Source organism: bacterium (assembly GCA_035295165.1).
Taxonomy (GTDB): Bacteria; Sysuimicrobiota; Sysuimicrobiia; order Sysuimicrobiales; family Segetimicrobiaceae; genus JAJPIA01.
Genome location: DATGJN010000006.1, coordinates 33,819 through 54,833, shown reverse-complemented (window position 1 = coordinate 54,833; position 21,015 = coordinate 33,819). Strand labels below are relative to the sequence as shown.

15 protein-coding genes are annotated in these 21,015 nt (G+C 69.8%); 14 read left to right on the top strand and 1 reads right to left on the bottom strand.

Going from position 1 to position 21,015, the window contains the following annotated elements; all coding sequences use genetic code 11:
• Window positions 1-432: 432 nt before the first annotated feature.
• Complete coding sequence (locus VKZ50_01080; protein HLJ58308.1) at window positions 433-2,772, top strand: xanthine dehydrogenase family protein molybdopterin-binding subunit; 2,340 nt, start codon at window positions 433-435, stop codon at window positions 2,770-2,772.
• Window positions 2,773-2,889: 117 nt separating this feature from the next.
• On the opposite strand, the gene VKZ50_01075 is transcribed toward VKZ50_01080, so the two are convergent.
• The gene (locus VKZ50_01075) at window positions 2,890-3,900 is read right to left on the bottom strand and encodes a LacI family DNA-binding transcriptional regulator (GenBank protein ID HLJ58307.1); all 1,011 of its coding nucleotides are present in this window, start codon (window positions 3,898-3,900) and stop codon (window positions 2,890-2,892) included.
• Window positions 3,901-4,034: 134 nt separating this feature from the next.
• Between VKZ50_01075 and VKZ50_01070 the strand changes: the two genes are divergently transcribed.
• From VKZ50_01070 to VKZ50_01010, 13 genes are all read left to right on the top strand, one after another.
• Complete coding sequence (locus VKZ50_01070; protein ID HLJ58306.1) at window positions 4,035-4,931, top strand: FAD binding domain-containing protein; 897 nt, start codon at window positions 4,035-4,037, stop codon at window positions 4,929-4,931.
• Window positions 4,924-5,436 carry a (2Fe-2S)-binding protein gene (locus tag VKZ50_01065; GenBank protein ID HLJ58305.1) on the top strand — a complete coding sequence of 171 codons (513 nt, stop codon included), beginning with the start codon at window positions 4,924-4,926 and terminating at the stop codon, window positions 5,434-5,436. The genes VKZ50_01070 and VKZ50_01065 overlap by 8 nt, the downstream gene beginning before the upstream one ends.
• Before the next feature lie 81 nt (window positions 5,437-5,517).
• Window positions 5,518-7,254, top strand: a complete 1,737-nt coding sequence (locus tag VKZ50_01060) for a thiamine pyrophosphate-binding protein (protein HLJ58304.1) — start codon at window positions 5,518-5,520, stop codon at window positions 7,252-7,254.
• A 17-nt stretch (window positions 7,255-7,271) separates the two neighbouring features.
• Complete coding sequence (locus VKZ50_01055) at window positions 7,272-8,402, top strand: ABC transporter substrate-binding protein (GenBank protein HLJ58303.1); 1,131 nt, start codon at window positions 7,272-7,274, stop codon at window positions 8,400-8,402.
• A gap of 38 nt (window positions 8,403-8,440) precedes the next feature.
• Entirely contained in the window at window positions 8,441-9,280 is an 840-nt protein-coding gene (locus VKZ50_01050; protein ID HLJ58302.1) for an ABC transporter permease, read from the top strand.
• A gap of 3 nt (window positions 9,281-9,283) precedes the next feature.
• Complete coding sequence (gene potA / locus VKZ50_01045) at window positions 9,284-11,218, top strand: polyamine ABC transporter ATP-binding protein (protein ID HLJ58301.1); 1,935 nt, start codon at window positions 9,284-9,286, stop codon at window positions 11,216-11,218.
• 4 nt (window positions 11,219-11,222) lie between these two features.
• A complete protein-coding gene (locus VKZ50_01040) occupies window positions 11,223-11,957 on the top strand; it encodes a 3-oxoacyl-ACP reductase family protein (protein HLJ58300.1) in 735 nt (244 codons plus the stop codon).
• Entirely contained in the window at window positions 11,954-13,249 is a 1,296-nt protein-coding gene (locus tag VKZ50_01035) for a DUF1116 domain-containing protein (GenBank protein HLJ58299.1), read from the top strand. The genes VKZ50_01040 and VKZ50_01035 overlap by 4 nt, the downstream gene beginning before the upstream one ends.
• Window positions 13,250-13,398: 149 nt before the next feature.
• On the top strand, window positions 13,399-15,012 hold the full coding sequence (locus tag VKZ50_01030) for an ABC transporter substrate-binding protein (protein HLJ58298.1): 1,614 nt from the start codon (window positions 13,399-13,401) through the stop codon (window positions 15,010-15,012).
• A gap of 60 nt (window positions 15,013-15,072) precedes the next feature.
• On the top strand, window positions 15,073-15,993 hold the full coding sequence (locus VKZ50_01025; GenBank protein ID HLJ58297.1) for an ABC transporter permease: 921 nt from the start codon (window positions 15,073-15,075) through the stop codon (window positions 15,991-15,993).
• 58 nt (window positions 15,994-16,051) lie between these two features.
• The gene (locus VKZ50_01020) at window positions 16,052-16,939 is read left to right on the top strand and encodes an ABC transporter permease (protein HLJ58296.1); all 888 of its coding nucleotides are present in this window, start codon (window positions 16,052-16,054) and stop codon (window positions 16,937-16,939) included.
• A gap of 95 nt (window positions 16,940-17,034) precedes the next feature.
• Window positions 17,035-18,828 (top strand): hydantoinase B/oxoprolinase family protein, encoded by a 1,794-nt coding sequence (locus tag VKZ50_01015; GenBank protein ID HLJ58295.1) that lies wholly within the window; start codon window positions 17,035-17,037, stop codon window positions 18,826-18,828.
• A 55-nt stretch (window positions 18,829-18,883) separates the two neighbouring features.
• Window positions 18,884-20,974, top strand: a complete 2,091-nt coding sequence (locus VKZ50_01010; GenBank protein ID HLJ58294.1) for a hydantoinase/oxoprolinase family protein — start codon at window positions 18,884-18,886, stop codon at window positions 20,972-20,974.
• Window positions 20,975-21,015: the final 41 nt, after the last annotated feature.

Genomic DNA, 21,015 nt, shown 5'->3' with positions numbered 1-21,015 from the left:
GCCCGATCATCCCTGGAGGCAATACGCTCAGATCGCTCGCCGCAAAGAGCTCAGCGCCCAGGGGGTGACATTTTCGCTGAACCGTTAGCATGACAGGATTGCTGAACTACGACATCAGCGTCGCGCTCCAAGGCGGCGACGCGCAGAACACCGCATGCGCTCGATGTGCGCTGCGGTGCCGCCGCGGAGAAACGGCGCGAGGAGCGCCTGCGGCGAGCGGCGGTGTGGAGGGAACGGATGCGCGATTGTTGAACAACAAGCGTCACGTTGTGCGGAGCAGCCGCGATGAGGTGCGCACGTGGTTGTAAACGATTGCAGATCCGCAATGATCCGCCGCCGTTCCCAGCCGTGCGGGGGAGCGACATGGCGGGGCGAAATCGTGACGTGCGATGGTGTGACGCCCGCCACTCCGGTGACGTCGGAGGCCATCGCGTGATCCGCGCCGGCGTCGGGAGCCGGATGCCGCGGGTGGACGCCGCGGCGCTCGCCGCGGGGCAGACGCGGTTTACGACAGACGTGGTCCTCCCCGGCATGCTTCACTGCCGGCTCGTGTTCAGCACGCACGCGCACGCCCGCATCACGCGGGTGAACACGGCGGCGGCCCGGGCCCTGCCCGGTGTCGTGGCCGTGCTGACGGCGTCGGACCTGCCCGGCCCCGTGTTCACCGGCGTGAGCATCAGCGACCGACCCGTGTTCGCCGGGGACACCGTGCGCAGCGTCGCGGATGTGGTCGCCGCCGTCGCGGCCGAGGACGAGGAGACGGCGGAGCGCGCGGCTGCGCTGATCGACGTCGCGTACGAGGCGCTGCCGGCGGTGTACACGCCGGAGGACGCGCTCTTGGGCGGGGCGCCGCGGATTCACGAGCGCCGCGCCGAGTACAAGGTCGCGCCGTTCATGCGGCCCTATGTCGTCTACGATCAGGGCAACGTGTTCACGCAGTTCCGGGTGCGGCGGGGCGACGTCGACCGCGGCCGGGCGGCGGCCGACCATGTGGTCCGCGGCCGGTTCCGGACGCAGCGCATGGAGCACTTCTCGATGGAGCCGCACGCAGCCGTCGCGAGCTACGAGCATGGGACCGACCGGCTCACCGTCTGGAGCTCGACGGGCAAGCCGTTCCGGACGCTCTCGCAGCTGACCGCGGTGCTTGGACTCCCCATGAGCCGGGTGCACATTGTGCATCTGCCCGCCGGCGGGGACTTCGGCGGCAAGGGCGAGCTGACGATCGAACCGTACTGCGCGCTGCTCGCGATGCGGACCGGACGCCCTGTGAAGGGCGTCTTCAGCCGCGAGGACGAGTTCGTTGCCTCCACGTGCAAGCTGCCGTTCGACACCGATCTGGCCATCGGCATCGACGCGGACGGCCGGATCACGTTCATGGAAGCCGAGATTCTCACCGATTCCGGGCCGTACAACTCGATGCCGTCGATGCTGTCGATTCACGGTGCGACGCACCTCGAGGGGCCGTACGACGTGCCGAACATCGCGGTACGGGTACGCTGCGTCGCCACCAACAACGTGTTGAGCGGGTCCTTTCGGGGATTCGGGGCGCCGCAGGTAGCGCTTGCGCGGGAGAGTCTGCTCGATCAGGCTGCGGCCGACCGCGGGATCGATCCGATCGAGCTGCGCCTTCGCAACGCCTGGGGGCCGGGGTCGGTCACCTGTACCGGGCAGGTGCTGGATCCGACACGCTACAGCGTGACGGTGCGGGAGACGCTGCGAGCGGCTGCCGAGAAGAGCGCGTGGACAGAGCGCCGCCGCCAGCGCCTGCCGGGCGCGGGCCGGTTCCGCCGCGGCATCGGGGTCGCCACCGCCCATCACGGCATCGGCGGCGGCATCTGGTCCGGTGCCGACACCGCCACCGCGATCATCAAGGCCAATCAGGACGGTTCGCTGACACTCGTTTCTGGGGCGTCTGAGGTGGGGCAGGGCGCCACGACGGCACTGATCCAGATCGTGGCCGAAGAGCTCGACGTGCCCATGTCCCAGATCGGCGTCGCGCTCAAGGACACCGACACCATGCCGTTCGATGGCGGCGCGTCGGCCAGCCGGACGATGTACGTGACCGGCAACGCGACGCGCGCGGCGGCCGTCGCGCTTCGGGACAAACTGCTTGCGATCGCGGCCAGGATGCTTGAAGCTCACCCGGCCGATCTGGAGTGCCGTGCCGGTCGGATCGCCGTGCGCGGCGCGTCCCAGCGCTCCTGCTCGCTCGAGGAGGTCGTCGCGTTCGCGCACCGGTCCGTCGGCGAGCAGCCGATCGGAACGGCGACGTTCGGTGCGCCGGTGGTCCAACTCGACGCGGAAGGGCGCGGGAGCCCGTTCCAGGCGTTCGACTATGCTACCCAGATCGTCGAGGTGGAGGTGGATGTCGAGCTCGGCCACGTGTGCGTGCTCGAGGTGATCAGCGCCCTGGACGTCGGCCGGGCGATCAACCCGCTGATCGTCGAAGGACAGATCGAGGGCGGCGTGGTCATGGGCCTGGGCTATGCGTTGATGGAGGAGATCGTCTGTCAGGATGGCCAGGTGATGAACCCCCACGCGTTCGACTATCGAATTCCGCGCGCCGGCGACGTGCCCGAGCTGACGCACGTCATCCTCGAGAAGGCCGATCCCGTCGGACCGTACGGGGCGAAGGGTGTCGGGGAGATCGGGATGGTGCCGATGCCGGCGGCGATCGCCAACGCGATCTACGACGCCGTCGGCGTGCGCGTGACCGAGCTGCCGATCACGCCCGAGCGGCTGCTGCTGGCGCTGCGCGCGGGAGAAGGGTAGCCGCGTGCCTGGCCGTCGGCCGTCATCGCACATCGATGTCGGGCTCCCCGGGCTTCGGGTCAGGCTCGGTGGGCGGCCCGTCGGGGCGCACGACCCGTTCGCGCCGGAGGCCGTGCGCTAGTGCGCCTCCGTCGCGCGGCGACCCGCCGGCGGGGCGCAGGAGTCCCGGACGTGCAGCGTGGCCGGGAGCACAATGCGCTTCGCGGGGCTGCGGGGACCATCGGCCAGGCGTTCCATCAGCGTCTCCACGGCCGTGGCCCCGAGGAGGTGGAGGTCTCGCGTCACGACGGTGAGGGGCGGGTCGACGAGCGCGGTGACGTCGGTATCGTCGAAGCCGATCACGGACAGCGTCTCGGGCACCCGCACCCGCCGCGCCCGGATCGCCTGCAGCACGCCGATCGTCATCGCGCTGGACGCGGCGAAGATCGCCGTCGGAGGAGCGTCCCCGGCCATGAGCCGCGCGGCGTGCTCCGCGGCATCCTCCTCCCGCGTGCCGGTCTCGACCATGAGCGCCGGATCTGGGCGTACCCCCGCCGCGGCGTAGGCCTCCAGGTAGCCCTGGCGGCGCTCGCGGAGCGGACGGATGCCGAGCGGACCGTGCAGGAGCGCGATGCGTCGGTGGCCGAGCCCGAGCAGGTGCTCCGTCGCGGCGCGGGCGCCGCCGACGTTGTCGGAACAGACTTCATCGAACGCGTAGCCGCGCAGCGTGCTCTCGACGAGCACGACCGGGATATCCAGGCGTTTGCGGTTTGCCAGGTGGTTGATGCGCTCGTCGGCGACATACAGCACGAGCCCGTCAACCCTGAGCTGCAACAACAGGTCGATCGATTCGCGCTCGCGGTCGGCGCTGCGGTCGGAGCTGCCCACCAGCACGTAGTAGCCGCGGGCGTTGGCCACCTCCTGGGCCGCCTTGGCGATCAGGCCGAACTTGGTGTTCGCCGCGTCCCTGATGATCAGCCCGATCGTGTGCGTCGCCCGTGCCCGCAGGCTCCGTGCGATGCGGTTCGGCTCGTACCGAAGAAACTGCAAGGCGGCCTCAACCCGCCGGCGCGTCTGGTCGCTAACGTGCGGGTATCGGGTCAGGACGCGCGATACCGTCGCCGTCGAGACTCGCGCTCGTCGCGCCACGTCTGCAATGGTGATCGGGTCCGCGGGAAGACGCCCGTTCGACGATGCCCGACGGCCGTTGGTCGCCACAACACAATTGTGCGGGGTCGCGGGGAATTCCGTCAAGAGCACCCCCGCCCGGGCGGAGGGCAGGCGTGCTAGCGCCGTTCCGGTTCCACGAGCCCCGGACGTTGGGGGAAGCCTCCGAGGTGTTGCTCGCCCACGGGTCCGAGGCTGCCGTATATGCGGGGGGCACCGAGCTGCTCGTCGCGATGAAACAGGGGGTGCTCCGGTATCGGCATCTCGTCAACATCAAGCGGGTCGGTGCCGACCGGATCACATACAACGCCGGGACGCACCGGGTGGCGATCGGCGCGACGGCGACGCACCGCGCGGTCGAGCGCGACGCCGAGGTCCGGAGTCGGGTGCCGCTGCTCGCGGACGTCGAGGCCCGCGTGGCCAATGTGCGCGTGCGAACGGTCGGCACGATCGGCGGGAACCTCTGTTTTGCGGAACCGCGCTCGGACGTGGCGACGGTCTTACTTCTGCACGACGCGACCGTCGTCCTGACCAGCCGCGCGGGGTCGCGGACCATGCCGCTGGCGTCGTTCCTCGTCGACGGATACACTACCGACCTGCAGCCGGGCGAGTTGCTGGAGACGGTACTGGTGCCCGCGCTGCCCGCGGAGGCGGGGGCGGCGTATCTCAAGGTCGCGTTCTATGAGCGTCCGACCGCCGGTGTTGGGGTCGTGCTGGTCGGAAACCCCGGCGGCGACCGGATCGTAGAAGCCAGGGTTGCCGTCGGGTGCGTCGGGCCGACCCCGATCCGGGTGGCGGAGGCGGAGCGCGCGTTCGGCGGCGCCCCGCTGCGCGGCGGCCGTTTCTCCGCGGCGTGCGCCGCTGCCGCAGCGGCGCTGGCGGGGCGCTGCGCGCCGGTGGATGATCTCTACGGGTCGGCCTCGTACAAACGACATCTCACCGGCGTGCTGATGCGTCGCGCCGCGGAACAGGCGCGAGCCCGTCTGATCGGGAGGGAGCAGGAGCGTGAGTAGGGCGGCCGAACACGGGGAGACGTACGCGCTGGCGTGCACGGTCAACCGTGCGTCGATTCGGGTCGACGTCCCGAACCACCGCACCCTGCTCGATTTTCTGCGGAACGATCTCGGGTTGATCGGCGCCAAGCGCGGCTGCGATGTCCAGGTGTGCGGCGCGTGCACCGTGCTGATCGACGGCCTGCCGGTCAGCGCATGCAGCGTGCTCGCGCTGGAGGCCCACGGGCGGACGGTCGAGACGTGTGAGGGGCTCGCGCAGGGCGGCCGCCTCCACGCGATCCAGCAGGCGTTCGTCGACTGCGGAGCCCTGCAGTGCGGGTTCTGCACGCCGGGGATGGTGATGACGGTCCGGGCGTTGCTCGCCGAGTGCCCGAACCCGTCCGACGCGCAGATCGTCGAATACATCAGCGGGAACCTCTGCCGCTGCACCGGCTACAAGAAGATCGTGGAGGCCATTCACGTCGCGGCCCGCGCGATGGCGGAGGCGGGCGCGGACCGTGCGTAACGCCGGCCTCCCGCCGCCCGGCCCCGCAGACGAGCCCGACCGGTGATCGAGGGACGGCACTTCCAATGAGGTGGCGCACCGATGGCGACGAAGCACAACGGCCCTGCCAGGGCTCAGATGACGGGCGCGGAGGCGCTGATCAAGGCCGTGGAGGCCGAGGGCGTCCGGCACGTGTTCGGCAATCCGGGGACGATCGAGATCGACATCCTCGACGCGATCGGGCAGACCCCGTCCCTCACCTATGTGCTCGGCCTGCATGAAGAGGCGGCGATGGCCATGGCCGATGGCTACGCCCGCGCGACCGGCCGGCCGTCGTTCGCGAACCTCCACGCGATGGTCGGCACGGCGAACGGTATGGGGGCGCTGCTCACCGCCGCGAAGGATCGGACCCCGATCGTCGTGTCCGCGGGATGCCACGACACGCGCCACTTGTTTCGCGACGCCCAGGGCGAGGCGCTCGACCTCATCGGGACCGTCCGCCAGTTCACGAAGCACAGCCTTGTGGTCCCGAATCCCTCGCGGATCGCGGAAGAGACCGCGCGCGCGTTCAAGATCGCGGGGGCACTGCCGACCGGGCCGACGTACATGGCGATTCCCAAGGATTTCCTGCGCGCGCCCGTGGAGGTGGAGGTGCCCGATCCCGCGGGGTTCCAAGTGGCCCGTCGGATCCCGGCGGACCCCGGCGAGATCGACCGGGCGGCAGACCTGCTGCTGCGCGCGGAGCACCCCGTGCTCGTGGCGGGGGGCCAGGTCGTCGCGCACGGCGCCGCCGACCTGCTCGCGGAACTGGCGGAACTCCTCGCGCTGCCCGTGTTCGCGGAGCCGTTCGGCACGTATCTCAGCGTGGCCTCGACGCACCCCTGCTACCTCGGCCTGTACGCGCCGGGACATCCGATGGTTGCGGAGGCCTCGCTCGTGATCGGGGTCGGCAGCCGCATGTTCATCGAGCCGGACTATCCCCGGGTCCCGATGGTGCCGCGAGGCGCCGACGTCGTGCACATCCACGAGGACCCGTGGGAGGTGGCCCGCGTGTATCCAACGGCGGTGCCGATCGTTGCGGACAGCCTGAGCGCGCTCCGGGCGCTGCTGGAGGCGGTGCGCGCGCGCATGACCACCGGTCACGCCCGCGGGATCGCGTCGCGCCGCGGGGTGGTCGCCCGCGCCGCGATGGCCCTGCGGCAGGCGCGCGACGCGGAACTGGGGCAGGCGCGCGACGCCGTGCCGATCAAGCCGTGGCGTCTCGTGGCGGAGCTGTCGCAGGTGTGCGACGACAACGCCCTCATCGTGAACCAAGCCGTCACGATGGGCAACTACATCCTGCGCGGATACGAGTTCCGGCGGCCGGGCACGTTTGCCATGAACTCCAGCACCTACATGGGGTGGGGGATCGGGGCAGCGATCGGCTGGAAGCTCGGGGACCCCTCGCGCACCGTCGTGAGCTGTGTCGGCGACGGCGTGGTCGTCTACGGGGCCCAGGGGTTGTGGTCGGCGGCCCGCTATCGGATCCCCGTCGTCTTCGTGGTGTTCAACAACGGCACGTACATGGCGATCAAGTCGGCGCTGCACGACCACACGCGGCATGCCGCGAAGACCGGCACGTACGTCGGCACCGACATCGGCGATCCTGCGGTCGATCTCGTCGGGCTGGCGCAGAGCATGGGGGTCGAGGCCGTCGAGGTCGCCCGGCCGGCGGAGATCCGGCCCGCTCTGGAGCGCGCGCTCGGCGCCGGCCGTCCGATCCTGCTGAACGTCATCATCGATCCGAGCGAGATGGGGGCCCATCGTCCGAAGGCCCAGACCGCAGTCGGTCGAAACTGAGCACAGGGGGAGGAGTCATGGGCGAGATGAAGCGCGTGGACAGGCTCGTGGAACAGTACTACCTTGGCGGGATGACGCGGCGCGAGTTCGTGCGCCGGGCCCTGACGATGGGGATGTCGGCGGCGGCGGTGTCGGGCGCCGTGGTGGACCTGCTGGCCGGCGCGGGGCAGGCGGTGCCGATCAAGGGCACCGGCGAGGTCGTCGTCTGCACGTGGGGCGGATCGTACGCCAACGCCCAGAAGACCGCGTTCTTCGACCCGTTCGAGCAGGAGACCGGCATCAAGGTCCGCATCGTCGGCGTGCCGGACGTGGCCAAGATCCAAGCGATGGTGCAGACCGGCAACGTGGAGTGGGATCTCGTGGATTCCGAAGGGGAGATGATGATCGAGCTCGGCCGGAAGGGCATGCTCGAGCGCGCCGACTACTCGATCATTAACAAGGCGGATCTGATCGCTGGGACATCCAGCGAGTGGGGGATCGGGTCCGTGGCGTATGCGTACGTGCTGGCCTGGAACACGACCAAGTTCCCCGCCGGGAAGGCCCCCGCGACGTGGGCGGACTTCTTCAACGACAGCCGCTTCCCCGGGCACCGGGCGATGTACAATCAGCCGATTCCGGTGCTCGAGTTCGCGCTGCTGGCGGACGGCGTGCCGCGGGACAAGCTGTACCCACTGGACGTGGACCGAGCCTATAAGTTCCTGCAGCCGCGCAAAGCGGAGATCAACGTGTGGTACAAGGACACGAATCAGATCACGACGCTCATGCGGGGTGGAGACGTCGACCTCATCGAGGCGACGAGCGGCCGCGTGCTCGAGCTCCAGCGGAGCAGCAGCCCCGCCGCGTTCACGTGGAACCAGGCCGCGTGGATGCAGTCGTACTGGATCACGCCGAAGGGCGCCAAGAACAAGGTGAACGCCATGAAGCTGATGGCGTACTATGCGCGGCCCGCAAACGAGGCCAAGTTCGTAGACGTGTTCCCGTACGGGGTCCCGAACGCGAAGGCGTACGGCCTGATGCCGCCGGCGACCGCGGCGATGCTCCCGACGAACCCCGCCAACGTCGGCAAGGAGATCCAGGTCAATGCCACGTGGTGGGCGGACAACGGGGACGCGATGACGAAGCGCTGGTTGGCGTTCGTCAACGGGTAGGGGTCTGTCATGCCGGGCCGTGGAGGGCGGGGGAACGCATGATGCGGTCGCCGGTCCTCCGCGGTCTGCTACCGACGCTGCCGTTGCTTGCGTTTCTGCTCGTGTTCTTCCTGTACCCCGTGGGGCAGATGCTGTCGTTCAGCATCTCGCCCGAGGGAGGCGGGCTCGCGCACTACCGCGAGCTGTTGACCACCCCGCTGTACCGGCGCGTCATGTGGGAGACGCTCCAGATCAGCGTGGTGGTGACGCTGCTGTGCCTCGCGCTCGGGTATCCGGTCGCGTACACGCTGACGATGGCGCCGCCGCGCGTGGCGAATCTGTTGTTGATCCTGGTCGTCACCCCGTTTTGGATCAGCATCCTGGCGAGGAGTTTTACGTGGATGATCCTCCTGCAGCGGGACGGGGTCGTCAACCAGGTCCTGCTGGGGCTCCACCTGGTCCGGGCGCCGGTGTCGCTGATCTACAATCAGATCGGCGTGTACATCGGTATGGTGCACGTGCTGTTGCCGTTCATGATCCTGTCCCTGTACGGGGTCATGCGCGGCATCGACACCTCCCTGCTGCGGGCGGCGAGCAACCTCGGGGCGACGGAGTGGCAGGCGTTCCGGCGCGTGTTCTTCCCGCTCAGCCTCCCCGGGGTCGCCGCCGGCTGCCTGATGCTGTTCGTCGTGGGGCTCGGATTCTTCATCACCCCCGCGCTGCTTGGGGGCGGCAAGGTGACGACCGTGTCGATGCTCATCGAAGCCTACATCAATCAGGCGCTCGATTGGGGGCTGGCCGCCGCGCTGTCGCTCGTGCTGCTTGTCGCCACCGTGCTGGTCATCGCCCTGTACAGCCGCGCGATGAACCTGGACCGTCTCTTCGGCGGGGGAACGTAGGCCATGTGGCGCGCGGGCGTGACGGTCGTGTGCGGCCTGACCTTGGCGTTCATCGTGGCGCCGATGGCGGCGCTCGTGCCGATGTCGTTCAGCAACACGTCGTGGCTCACGCTCCCGCCCCACGGGCTGTCGCTCCGGTGGTACGCGGACTTCCTGTCCAACCGTGACTGGATGGGATCGGCGTGGACGAGCGTCCGCGTGGCGTTCCTGGCGACCACGCTGGCGTGTGCGCTCGGCACGCCGGCGGGGATGGCGCTCGCCAGAGCGCGATTCCCCGGGAAGGATCTCCTGTACGCGGTCACGCTCGCGCCGATGGTCGTGCCGGTGATGATCCTGGCGATCTCGTTCTACTTCGTCTACGCGCGGGCGCATCTCGTTGGCACGATCACCGCGCTGGCGCTGTCGCACGCCGTGCTCGGCGTGCCCTACGTGGTCATCAACGTGGTCGCGGTGATGCGGGCGTTCGACCCCCAGATGGAGCGGGCCGCCCGCAGTTTGGGCGCCACCGGGTGGCAGACGTTTTGGCGGGTGACCGTGCACCTGATCCGGGCGGGGATCATCGCCGGGGCGCTGTTCGCGCTGATCACGTCCCTGGATGAGGTCGTCATCGCGATCTTTCTGAGCGGCCGCGACGTGGTGACGCTGCCGAAGATGATGTGGGACGCGGTCTCCCAAGACGAGATCAACCCCACGGTGACGGCGGTCGCGTCGATCCAGATGGTCGTCGTCGTGCTGGCGCTGGGGGCGCTGGAGTTCTTCCGCAGCCGTCGCGGTCACCCCCGCCCCCGGCCGGCGGGGGCGGGTGCGGGGGGCGGGGCCGCTCCCGGCGCCTGGTCGTCGGCGGAGTTCCGGGGCGCCGCGCTCCGGCTGTGCGAGGTGACGAAGCTGTTCGGTTCCGTGACCGCCGTCGCAGGGGTATCGCTCGAGGTCGAGGCGGGCGAGTTCATGACGCTGCTCGGCCCCAGCGGATCCGGGAAAACCACGATCCTGAACATGGTCGCCGGGTTCGAGCGGCCGACGAGCGGAGAGGTCGTGCTTGGCGATCGGCCCATCACTCGGCTCTCGCCCGACAAGCGCGACATCGGCATGGTGTTCCAGAACTATGCGCTGTTCCCGCACATGACGGTGTTCGACAACATCGCATTCCCCCTCAGGATCCGCCGGATGCCGGCGGGCGAGATCGCCAGCCGTGTCGAGGCCGCGCTCGCGATGGTGCGTCTGGAAGGCTACGGGGCACGGCATCCCCGCCAGTTGAGCGGCGGGCAGCAGCAGCGCGTCGCACTCGCGCGGGCGCTCGTGTTCCACCCGCGCTTGCTGCTCATGGACGAGCCGCTTGCGGCGCTCGACAAACGGCTGCGCGAGAGCATGCAGATCGAACTCCGGCGCCTTCACGAGCGGCTCGGTATTACCGTGGTCTTTGTCACCCATGACCAGTCGGAAGCGATGACGATGTCCGACCGGATCGCGGTCGTGAACCACGGGCGCATCGAGCAGGTCGGCACACCGGCGGAGCTGTATGAGCGCCCGGCGTCCGCGTTCGTGGGCAGCTTCATCGGCGAGTCGAATCTGCTCGACTGCCGCGTCCTGGCGCAGATAGGGGCGTCCGCGACGGTCGAGACCGCCGGCGGGAGCACTTTCACGATCGTCGCAAACGGGGCGCGCCCGGGTACGGCCCTCCGGGTTTCGATCCGACCGGAAGCGGTGGGGCTGGCCGCGGCCGGCGCGGCGGGGCCGGGGACGGTGCCGGCCGTGGTCGAGGACGCGATCTACCTCGGGGACGCGACCAAGTACGTCGTGCGCCTGAACCCCGACGAGGTGCTGATCGCGCGGGTGGCCAACCGGCGCGGGGCGCCGCGCATCGACGTCGGCGCCTCCGTGCGCGTCGCGTGGGAACCGCAGGACGTTCAGGTGCTGCCGGTGGACTCGGCGGAGAGGTGACGGGATGGATCTCGGATTGCGCGATCGCGTGGTGGTGGTGACGGGGGCGACGGGCGGAATCGGCGGCCAGATCGCGCGCCGGTTCCTGGCGGAGGGGAGCCGCGTGGCGCTGGTGGATCGCGCCGCGCCCGCGGGCGTGCCGGCGGAGGGCGGGCGGACGATCTCGGTCACCTGTGACGTGGGTCGCGCGGACGATGTCGCGCGCATGACCGCGAAGGTCCTCGACGCGTTTGGGCGGATCGACGCGCTGGTCAACGGGGCCGGCGTGCTGACCTGGAAACCGCTGCTCGAGCTCGACGAGCGCGAGTGGGACCGGATGATGGACGTCAACCTGAAGGGAACGTTCCTGTGCTGCAAGGCCGTTGCGCCGGGCATGGTCGCGCGCCGCTTTGGAAAGATCGTGAACATCGCCTCCGGCCTGGGGCACACCCCATCGGTCGAAGTGGGGCACTACGCGGCGTCGAAGGCCGGCGTGATCGCCCTGACCAAGACCCTCGCGCTGGAGCTCGCGCCTCATCGGATCAACGTCAACGGCGTCGCGCCCGGGATCGTGGACACCCCGCTCATTGCCCCGCGGCGCACCCGCGACGAACTGGTGCAGGTGGGCGCCCACATCCCCCTGGGGCGGGTCGGTCAGCCCGACGACATCGCCAAGGTCGTCGTGCTGCTCGCATCCTCCGCGACGGAGTACATGACGGGGCAAACCCTGTTCATCAACGGCGGAGCGTTGATGCCGTGAGCGGCCGCGCAGATGGCGTAGCGGCCGGCGGGGCGGCCGCCGCCCCTCGGCAGCCGAACCGAGAGGCCGTAGAGCGCCTGCTGGCCGGACACCCGTTTCTCGTGGATGTGCGTCCGGCGATCGAGGTGGTGCCGGGGATGCGCGCCGACCTCGTGCTGCACGCCGGCCCGCCGCTGGCATGGGACGAAATGGTCCCGCCGATGCGCGCCGCGGTGCAGGGCGCGCTCGTGCATGCGGGCCTGTGCCGGACGATCGAGGACGCGGGGCGTCTAGCGGCGGGGGGCGGCGTACGCTTCGCGTCCGCCCACGACCACGGCGTGGTGGGGCCGATGGCCGGCATCGTCGTCTCCACGATGCCCGTGTTCGTGGTGCGCAACGAGACGTACGGCAACCTGGCGTTCGCCACCATCAACGAGGGGCTCGGTCGGGTGCTCCGGTTCGGGGCGAACGACGTCGACGTCTTGACCAGGCTCGCGTGGATTCGCGATGTGCTGGCCCCCGCGCTGCGCGGCGCGCTTCGGCGGAGCGGACCGATCGACCTTCGCCAGCTGATCGTCGAGGCGTTGCACCGCGGCGACGAGTGCCACAACCGGAACAAGGCGGCGACGGCGCTCTTCCTCAAGGTGGTCGCACCGCACCTCGCGCGAGCGGTCGCCGGCGGCGTCGCCGCCGACTGTTTCGAGTTCATCGGGGGGAACGATCACTTCTTCCTCAACCTGTCCATCGCCCACAGCAAGGCGCTGACGGACGCCGTGCCGTCGATCCCGGGGAGCGGGTTCGTCACCGCGATGGCCGGAAACGGGGTCCGGTTCGGGCTGCGGGTGGCCGGCCTTGGGCGCGCATGGGTGACGGCGCCGCCGGATCCGCCTGTCGGGCGATGGTTCGAGGGGTTTACTGAGGCGGACGGCGTACCGTTGATGGGCGATTCGTACGTGTCCGAGGTCGTTGGCATCGGCGCGTTCGCGATGGCGGCCGCGCCCGCGATCGCCGGGTTCATCGGCGGGAAGGCGTCCGAGATGATCGCCCACGCGTCGCGGATGTACGCGATCACGGAGGTGGAGCACCCGCTGTTCACCGTGCCGGGGCTCGATTTTCGCGGTACCCCGTGCGGCATCGACGTGGCGCGAGTGGTGGCGACCGGGATCGCGCCGATTCTCAACACCGGGGTCGCGGGCCGCAGACCCGGAATCGGACAGATCGGCGCGGGCATCGCCACGGCGCCGCTCGCGTGTTTCCGGGAGGCGCAGGCGCTGCTCGGCAACCGGGCGGAGGCGTCCGTCGACGGACCATGATGCACCAGGAACTCCGCTGCGACGCATCGTATGCACACGTTTACAATCCCGTGACACCGCGGTCGCGCCGATAACGTGTGCGTGCCAGGGGCAAGAGGCTCCGGCGCAGGCGCTCGGCGCAGCGACCCACCATGATAAGGGGGGTTCAGATGTCAGGCACCCGGATGACTCGACGTCAGCTCGTTCACCGATCGATGGCCTCGTTGGCAGGCGCAGCGCTCGGCTCGGTTGCGCTCCCGGAGCTTGCCTCGGCCGCGCCGACCCGGGGCGGCACGCTCACGATCGCGCGCCCGGTGGATGCGACGTCGCTCGACCTCTTCAAGGATAGCAGCGCGCCGGCGTCGTGGGTGTACGGGTTGATCTACGAGCCCCTGGTCACCCTCGGGACGAACATGACGGTGGGGCCCGGCCTCGCCTCCAGCTGGCGCGTGCTCTCGCCGACGTCGATCCGGTTCTCTCTCCGGAAGGGCGTGAAGTTTCACGACGGGACCGCCTGCGACGCGGCGGCGATCAAGTTCAACTTCGACCGCACCTTCAACCCCAAGGCTCCGGGGATCTGGGCCAGCTTCGCCGGGCCGGTCAAGGCGTTGCAGGTCGTTGACGACTACACGGTCGACGTGGTCGCGACGGAGCCGTTTTCGCCGCTGCTGCTGAACATGAGCATGGTGCACGGCGGGATGGTCAGCCCCGCCGCGGTGCGCAAGTACGGGGACGACTTCGGACGCCACCCCGTCGGCACCGGCCCGTTCAAGTTCGAGGAGTGGCAGCCCCGAGACCACATCACCCTGTCGCGCAACGACGACTACTGGGGGGACAAACCGTCGCTGGACCGGATCGTATTCAAGGTGATCCCCGACGACTCGGCGCGCATGATCGCCCTGCGCACCGGGGAGGCCGACATGGTGCTCAACCCGCTGGTGGACCAGCTCCCCGCGCTGCGCCACGATCCCAACTTTACGGTTGCCGGCGTGACCGGGACCCGGACGGTGTTCCTCTCGCTCACGCTGACCCAGCCGCCGATGGACGACGTGCGGGTGCGACGCGCGATGTTCATGGGAACCGACCGGAAATCGATTCAGGCGAACCTGGTGCAGTCCGCCGGCACGCTCGCCGACAGCGTCATGGCGCCGACGGTCTTCGGCTACGCCCCCATGCACCTTGACACGCGGTATCCGTACGATCCGAAGGCGGCGCGGGCGATGCTGACGTCCGCGGGGTACACGCAGGGCGCCGGCGGCATGATGGAGCGAAACGGCGCTCCGCTGGCGCTGTCGATGATCAGCTCCCGCGGGCGGTACCCGAAGGACGCCGAGATCGCGCAGGCGTTCCAGGCCCAGATGCGCGAGATCGGCATCCGGGTGGACCTGCAGCTTCCGGAGTATCCGGTCGTGATCAACGCGCTCAGAACCCCGACGTTGAACGTCCACGTCCTGTTCTCCGCATGGGGCAACCTGACCGGAGACGCGGATTTCACGGTGGTGACGGTGTTCCGGTCCGACCAGATCCCGCCAGCGGGGTGGAACACGTTCCGCTACATCAACCCCGCGTTTGACAAAGTGGCGAACGCGGCGCGGGTGAACCTCAATCCGACGGAGCGGAAGCAGCTGTACGCGCAGGCGCAGGGCATGTTGGCGCGCGACATCCCATTTGTGCCGTTCTACAACATGGACAACATCGCGGTGATGCGGTCGAACGTCAAAGGGTTCGTGCCCCATCCCGTCGAGTACGATCTCAGGGTCGCGCCCGTCTGGATCCAAAAGTAGCGGGCGGGGTCACGTGGAGGCACCACCGGGGCGCGCCGTTCGGCGAGGGAGGTCGGCGGCGTGACGCGGTTTCTCGTGCGGCGGCTGCTGGCGGCGGTGCCGATCCTGTTTGGCGTCGTCTTCCTGATCATGGGGACGATGGACGTCATTCCCGGCGACCCCGCGGCGATGATGCTCGGCCAGGGCGCGACGCAGGATATGGTCACGCGGCTGCGGGCCCAACTCGAGCTCGACCGGCCGCTGCTGGTCCGCTACGTGGAGTATCTGGAGCGCCTCGCGCACGGCAACCTCGGCCGGTCGATCGTGGACGACCGGCCGGTGTCGGAGGAGATCGCGCAGGCCTGGGCCGCGACGCTCGAGTTGGGGGCCGCCGCGCTCCTGCTCACCGTCGTGTTCGGGGGATTGATCGGGATTCTCTCGGCGCACTGGCACCGGTCGTTGTTCGACGGCGCCAGCCGCGTGTTGTCGCTGCTGGGCCTGTCGATGCCCGTATTCTGGACCGGGATCGTGTTCATTCTCATCTTCAGCCTGTGGTTGCGGTGGCTGCCGAGCGGCGGCCGGGGGGCGTGGACGCATCTCGTTCTTCCCGCGGTCACGCTGGCGATCCCGAGCGTGGCCACGATCGCGCGCGTGACCCGGTCGGCGATGCTGGGCGTCCTTCACGAGGACTACGTTCGCACCGCCTACGCGAAAGGCGCCCGCGGGGCCGCGGTCTTGTTCCACCACGCGCTCAGGAACGCATTGATCCCCGTGGTGACGGTGCTGGGGCTCCAGTTCGGGCAGGTGCTCGGCGGCGCGATCCTCACGGAGACGGTGTTTTCGTGGCCGGGCGTCGGGCGGCTCCTGGTGCAGGCGATCTCATCGCGTGACTACATTCTGCTGGAGGGCGGGGTGTTGGTGCTCGCCGCGACGTTCGTCGTCACGAACCTGGCGGTGGACGTCACGTACGCGTACCTCGATCCCCGCATCGCGTACCGATGAGCGCGCCGACGCGCTGGGCGTCCCCGTGTCGGCGCCGCCTGGCCGCGTGAGCGGACCGATGGCGACCCTTCCCGTGGTCGGACGCACCCGCGGCGCGGCGTCGTACCGCTCTCCGGCGGCGGCGATGTGGCGGCGATTCCGTCGGAACCACCTCGCGCTCGGCGGCGGCGCGATCATCGGTGTCCTGGTGGCGGTCGCAGTGTGCGCGCCGTACCTCTCGCCGTACGACCCCGCGCACCAGGTCCTCGCGGACAAACTCATGGGACCGACCGCGCGCCACTGGCTCGGGACCGACGAGTTCGGACGGGACGTCCTGAGCCGGCTGATCTTCGGCAGCCGCGTCGAGCTCGTGGTCGGGTTCGCGTCCGTGCTCATCGGGCTGGTCCTCGGGACCCTGCTCGGTACCCTCGCGGCCTACCGAGGCGGCATCGCGGACGAGCTGACGATGCGGGCGCTCGATGTCCTTCTCGCGTTTCCCTATCTGCTGCTGGCGATTCTCGTGGTCAGCGTGCTCGGCGCCAACCTGCGCAGCACCATTCTCGCCGTCGGGCTGTGGGCGACGCCCGGGTTCGCGCGCGTGATCCGGGGCCTGGTGCTCACGGTTGCCGGTCAGGAGTACGTCGAAGCGTCGCGCGCGATCGGCGCGCGCACGATGCGGATCATCCTCCGGCACGTTCTGCCGAACTGCGTCTCCGTCCTGATCGTCTACGCGGCGCTGTACATGGCGAGCGCGATCCTGCTGGAGGCGGCGCTGTCGTTTCTGGGGCTCGGCGTGCAACCGCCGACCTCCTCGTGGGGGCTGATGATCAGCACGGGCCGCGACTATCTGCTCGAAGCCCCGCACATCGCCACCTTCGCGGGCTTGGCGATCGCGTGCACGGTGCTGGGGTTCAACCTGTTCGCGGATGGGCTCCGCGACGCGCTGGACACGAAGTTGACGCTGTAAGCACGTCGGCCCGCGCCGCGGGTCTGGGCGGGAACAGGCGGCGCCGCGATCGAGCCACCGATGGGCACGGCCGGCGGACCAAGGAGGGACAGAGGATGGATGCAACGCGCGTGGACCCGGTGCGCGCCGGAGACCGGGCGGTCGACCCGGTGACGCTCGAGGTCGTGAACCAGCGCCTCCAGTCGATCGCGGACGAGATGGAGACGAGCCTCTGTCGAAGCGCGTTCTCGAGCATCGTGAAGGAGGCGATGGACGCCTCCTCGGCGCTGTTCGACCGCGACGGGAACACGCTCGCGCAAGCCGCGGCCCTTCCCGGCCATCTGGGCATGATGATTCCGGCCGTCCGGCGCATCTTGCGAGCGTTCCCGGCGGGGGAGATGCGCCCGGGCGACGTTTACGCGTTCAACGACCCGTACGACGGCGGCACGCACCTGCCCGACATCACCGTGGTGGCGCCCGTGTTTTGGGACGGCCGGGTGGTCGCGTTAAGCGTGACGATGGCGCACCATCAGGACGTCGGCGGGTTCGCCCCTGGCAGCACCCCGCCGAACGTCACGGAGATCTTCGCGGAGGGCCTCCGGATCCCGCCGGTGCGCCTCTACGTGGAGGGGCAGCCCAACCGGGACGTCTGGGAGATCCTCCGGCTCAACACCCGCGTGCCGGATACGCTGCTCGGGGACCTCCGCGCCCAACTCGCAGCCGGGAACATCGGGAGGCGGCGTCTCGAGGCGCTGTTCGAGGAGTACCCTGCCTCCACGCTCCTGCGCGCGTTCGACGAGCTTCAAGACTACGCGGAACGCCTCACGCGCATCGCGATCGATGCGATCCCCGACGGCGACTACGTCTTCGAAGATTTCCTCGACCACGACGGGGTGGAGCGCGACCGGCCGCTGCGCATTCGCGCCACGGTCTCGATTCGCGGATCCCGGTTCCACGTGGACTTCACCGGCACCGATGCGCAGGCGAAGGGCCCGATCAACTCGGTGCCCGCCTCGACGATGTCGGCCGTCTACTACGTGGTGCGCGCGCTGGCCGGCTCCCACGTGCCCAACAACCAAGGGTGCTACCGGTGCGTCGAGATCGAGGCTCCCGAGGGGACGCTCGTCAACCCGCTCCCGCCGGCGCCGGTCGGGCTGCGGTCCTACACGATCAAGCGCATCGTCGACGTGTTGTTCGGCGCGCTCGCGCAGGCGCTGCCCGATCAGATCCCCGCGGCCTCGCACGGCCAGATCTCGCTGATGCTCGTCGGCGGCCGCCGCAAGGACACGAACACGCTGTTCGTCGGGTTCATCGGGGTGCCGTTCTCCGGGGGCGGGGGCGCACGCCCGGGGAAGGACGGCATCGACGTGGTGGAGACCGACATCAACAACTGCACGAGCTATCCGCTCGAGGCATGCGAGATGGAGTCGCCGCTCCAGTTCGAGCGGCTGCAATTGTGGACGGACTCCGGAGGGCCGGGCACATACCGCGGCGGGCTCGGATACGTCGCGGTGTGCCGGTGGGTCGGCGGGCCGGTCACGCTTTCGCACCGACGGGACCGGCACAATTTCCAGCCGTGGGGGCTGCGGGGCGGGTACCCGGCGCCGGTGTGCCGGACGGAGGTCGTCCGCCGCGACGGCCGCACGGAGGACCTGCCGTCCAAGATCCTGACCCACCTCGACGAGGGAGACGTGCTGCGGTTCTACACGACGGGCGGCGGCGGGTTCGGGGATCCGCTGGCCCGCGACCCCGACCGGGTCCTCGAGGATGTGCTGGATGGACGTGTGTCGGTTGAGGCGGCGCGTCGGGACTACGGCGTCGCCCTGGACGCGACCGGTACGCGCGTCGACCGCGAGGCGACCGATGCCCTGCGGGCCGAGTCCAGAAGCGCCGGACGTTCCGAGGCATGACCTCAACGCCGGTACAACATGCCCGCGAGCGCGCGGGCGGGGTGGAGGGATCGTGGTGACTGACCGGACGGCTCGTCTGATCGTCGGGATTGACGTCGGCGGCACCTTTACCGACGTCGTCGCCGTCGATCGCGAGCGGCAGGCGTTGTTTGCGTTGAAGGTCCCGTCGCAGCCGAAGCGGCCGGCGGGCGCGTTCTTGGAGGGCCTGCGCAGCATCGTCGCTGAGGCGGGGTGCGCGCCCGCCGACGTCGAGCGGGTGGTGCACGGGACGACGATCGGCACGAACGCGGTGCTCGAGCACAAGGGGGCAACGCTCGGGATCCTGACGACGCGCGGGTTCGAAGACGTCCTCGCGATCGGCCGGATGAAACGCACAGAAATGTACAATCTCAACGCGGATCCCGAGGAACCGCTGTTCCTGGCCGCGCGGCGCCGCATCGTGGGGATCCCCGAGCGCGTGGACGCGCGCGGGAACGTCGTCGAACCCCTCGACGAGGGCGCGGTGCTCGAGGCGGTGCGGCGGCTGCGGGACGGGCACGGCGTCGAGTCGATCGCGGTGTGCTACCTGTTCTCGTTTCTCCACCCCGGCCACGAGCAACGCACGGCCGCGCTCCTCCGGGAGCACTTCCCGGATCTGCCCGTCTCGCTATCCTCGGCGGTCGACCCGAAGTTCCGGGAGTACGAGCGGCTGGTCGTGACCGCGTTCGACGCCTACCTGCGCCCCGCGGTCGCGTCGTACCTGACCGACCTCGGGGAGCAGCTCGGCCGGCACGGCTTCCACTGTCCCTTTCAGATCATGCAGTCCCACGGCGGAATTTCCGCGGCGCGGCTCGCGGTCGCGCGCCCGGTTGGGACGATGCTCTCCGGTCCCGCGGCCGGCGTGGTCGCCGGCGCAGCGGCGGGCCGGGCCGCGGGATTCGGCGACCTCGTGACGCTCGACATGGGCGGGACGAGTTTCGACGTGGCGATGGTGCGGGACGGCCGCATCGAGACCAGTTCGGAGGGACGCATCGACAAGTACCCGCTCCGCGTGCCGATGGTGGACGTGCACACGATCGGGGCGGGCGGCGGGAGCATCGCGTTTCTCGACGCGGCCGGCGGGCTCAAGGTAGGACCCGAGAGCGCAGGCGCGGTGCCGGGACCTGCGTGCTATGGGAAAGGGGGCACCGAGCCGACGGTGACCGACGCGAGCCTCGTACTCGGGTACCTCAATCCCGACACCTATGCCGGCGGCGGGTTCGAGCTCTACCCCGACCGCGCGCACGAGGCGATCGCTCGGCGGATCGCAGGACCGCTCGGCATGGACGTCCCTCAGGCGGCGTCGGGCATCCACGACATCGTCAACACCCAGATGGCCGAGGCGGTCCGGCTGGTGTCGGTGCGGCGCGGGTACGATCTGCGCGGCATCGCGCTCGTCGCGATGGGCGGGGCGGGGCCGATCCACGCGGGGCGGCTGGCGGACCTGCTCGGCGCCAAGGCGGTCGTCGTGCCCTCGCGGCCCGGCGTCGCCTCGGCGTACGGTCTGCTGATGGCCGACATTCGTCACGAGCAGGCCCGTCCGTACCCGAAACCGTTTGCCCGGGCGTCCGCCGCGGAGCTGGCGGCACTGTTCGCGGACATGGATGAGCACTGCGGGGCGGCGATGCGCGTCGAAGGCGTGCCGCCCGGCGGCGTCTCGATTCAGCGGTACGCGGAGATGCGGTACGTCGGCCAGTCGTACGAGTTGAGCGTGTCCCTCCTGGATGGTCCGGTGACGGACGACGCGCTCGCGGAGCTGCGGCGGCGCTTTCACGAGGTCCACGACCGCTACTACGGACACCACAGCGAGCAAAGCGAAGTCGAGTTCGTCGGCGTGCGGGGGGTACACGTGTACACGCTTCCGGCGCCGGCGGTCGCCGCGGTGGAGGCCGCGCGCGTGTCCACCCCACCGTCGGGCACGCGCAGGATGTACTTCGCCGAACGCGGCTATGCCGAGGCGCCGGTTTATGATCGTTTCGCGTTGCCGGTCGGGGGCGTCGTGGCCGGCCCGGCGATCCTGGACCAGCCGGACACGACCACGGTGGTGTACCCCGGGCAGACCGCCCGCGTGCACGCGGGCGGCAGCATCGTGATCACGCGCGAGGCGCGACCCGACCCGGATCGGTAACCGGCCGGCGGGCGGCGCGAGATCTGCGCGGCGGGACTCCG